The organism is Vibrio sp. 03_296 (assembly GCF_002265885.1).
On the sequence record NZ_NPKW01000269.1, the window covers coordinates 1 to 2,653 of the forward strand.

4 pseudogenes are annotated in these 2,653 nt (G+C 42.5%); 1 reads left to right on the forward strand and 3 read right to left on the reverse strand.

Annotation, left to right across the window (positions count from 1 at the left end):
• Together CIK04_RS23895 and CIK04_RS23900 are read right to left on the reverse strand one after the other, a co-directional pair.
• Positions 1-313: pseudogene (locus CIK04_RS23895) on the reverse strand (lysoplasmalogenase family protein); the annotation flags it as partial.
• A gap of 1,023 nt (positions 314-1,336) precedes the next feature.
• Positions 1,337-1,706 (reverse strand): annotated as a pseudogene (locus CIK04_RS23900) (DUF4145 domain-containing protein).
• A 235-nt stretch (positions 1,707-1,941) separates the two neighbouring features.
• Here CIK04_RS23900 and CIK04_RS23905 point away from each other — a divergent pair.
• Positions 1,942-2,273: pseudogene (locus tag CIK04_RS23905) on the forward strand (DUF2500 domain-containing protein).
• Here CIK04_RS23905 and CIK04_RS23910 read toward each other — a convergent pair.
• Positions 2,270-2,653: pseudogene (locus tag CIK04_RS23910) on the reverse strand (acyltransferase family protein); the annotation flags it as partial. The pseudogenes CIK04_RS23905 and CIK04_RS23910 sit on opposite strands and share 4 nt — an antisense overlap.

Genomic DNA, 2,653 nt, shown 5'->3' on the forward strand with positions numbered 1-2,653 from the left:
AGGAGCCACCAAACGATGTCACCATTGAGCTGTAACCAGAAAGATTGCTGTAACAAAGCTGCTGCGAGGAGAAAACCAGAAAATAGAGCGTTTTTTTTGATTTCAAAGAATGGAGCGTGTCGGCAAAAATCGACACTAACAAGCCTGCGGCAATCCAATAGCTGTGCGCAGAATCTGGCCCTTGGGTCAGCACCAAGATCAATAACAACACCAGAGTGAACACTTTAAAAAACAGTGACTGAAATGGACTCGCTTGACGAGCACCCAAAACGGATGTCATTCCAGATAAGCCTATCGCTAGCCAACTCCACATCTGTATTACCCTTCTCTTGTTACGCGGCTAGTCTAGGTAGCAAGAGGATTATGTAAAGCAGTAAAAGGCGAAAGTTGGATCTTGATTGCGAATCACTGCTTATTGTGAAGCAAGCCAGAGCTTAGAGCAAACTGCAAGTTTACAGTATCGACTCACAGCAACGCGTTTAAATTCAGAGCTTCTCGATAAAAGTGTGACAAAACACAGAAAGCAAACGTTAAACCAACTCAAAGCAAAATAAGTCGGACATTATCAGAGTGAATGAATAACAATAGAGTGAAAAAACAAAATAAAAAAACAGATTAAAACAATTGGATAATAAAAATACAAAAATCAACAACTTAAAACCATAAAAACAAAAGAAAATCCGAACTCAAGCTGGTACAACCAGAATAGACCACTAATCACATCATTGTTTTCTCATCCAATGATRAATCCCCTACATAGCCTCTATTGACTTTCTTAAATTTCAAACAAGACCATCAAAAACATGACTATTAAGCCAAAATAGCACCAAGAACCACCAACACCAGACAAGAGCACTAAACACTATTGAGCAATATCACATTAATACAAAAACAATATAAACATTAAGTTAAAACACAAACCATAAGAAAAACACAAATAAGAGCATAAAGAAAGCAGTCAAAAACACTGTTTCATTGCCACATCAGGGTCAATTATTCATAGTTAAGTTATTTTTTAAAGAGATTTAAAAGTATCTATTGATCAAAGCCTTAAAATTCGATGCTATATGCACACATAGAGTTCATCAACCGTTATGGAGGTAGTGTTGTGATGTCTTCTTCTCAAAAGCAAGGACTGGTAATGATCGCAGTATCGTTGGTTTAATGACACTACCAATGATGTACTAAGTTTCAGAATCTAAATAAAAACGGGATGCGAAGCATCCGTTTTTATTGTCTTTCATACACTGGTTAGACATGGCAAGACCAAACGTTCAGTTCACATCTCACTGCGTGCTCCGTGGATTGCCTCAGTGCATTTTTCTCCAGTCGGCCATTATTTTAAATGTTGGCTAAGTACATCCCAGTTCGCGTAGTAAAAAGCCATCGCCCCCAATGTCATGGAAAGCATCAGTAAAATCGCCACACGCCAGATAAAACGGCCACTTCTTGGTGTCAGTTCTTTTTCACACTCATCACATGCCGCMAAAAMACTCTGTTTGTCGTCCAACTGATAATGATCTTCATGCACGACTTTATTGCGTATCGTCGCAATAAAACGGAGCTTACCAATCAACGTCATGTGGCAGGCGTTCTTCACAGCTCGTCACAAGCTGATGCAACCCTTTACCTTCAGCATGATATTGAGTGCGCAACAAAGTCTCTAATCTGCGGGTACGAGTGACCACTTGTTCGATTTCTGACATCGTGCCCTCCTTTCGTTCGAGTGTTTGTTCATTCTATTCTCTATCAGTTCGTATCTACATTTCGAGCCAAGTTATCCGCATAGGCTCAAAATTGTGCTCTCATACGCATATAGAATGTGATATGCGCCGAAAATTTTATCGTCTCTTATCTCTAGATCACGATTCGCTACTGGCAACCCCTTGTTTGGCAACTAGGTTCTGTAAAATGAGACACTCWWTCAGATTGGAGGTCATCATGCCTATTTCCTTTGTTTTTGCCGTACTCGCATTGATTGCTATTGGTGGCTGGCTCTTCGTTCGTTTCTATCGTATTCATATTCAAAGGCAATAACGCCCMAGAACAAAAAGTACAGGTCACTGTGCTTGAATAAACAGGTCATCGCTATTGCCGACGCGCAACCTGGCGAAGACGATCAAGAGTATTGGATCTACGTACAACGTGGCACACTCGGACCCAAACGCGAGTTTCAGGTCGGTGTGCACTATTTCCACGCTCTTAACCCCGGCGATAAAGGGGAACTCACCTACAAGGGCGACAAATTTCTTCACTTTGCCCTGAAGCGCTAAGGCAACAACCAACGTGTCTTAGCGGAGAGCGAAAATAGATAACTCAACGCTAAGGCACCCGCCCCACTCAGCACGACCCATAACGGAATCATCCACGCAGGATGACCCTGATACCAGCCCAACTCTTTCATTGGCCATAGAAAATAGGATGCAATAAATAAGATGCCTAAACTGTGGCGGCTGATCAACGCCACCACTTTGCCATTGAGCCGACAACCGCTCGCCCACAGAGCGACACAGCACAAACACCATCGACGCGGCCAATACCACATTAATGGTTTTATACGACAGCCAACGCCCGACGGTGTATTCCCCTGCAGCAAGGCTATTACTCACCACCATAGTCACCGTGACAGCCAATGCCATTCCCCCCAGCAGCA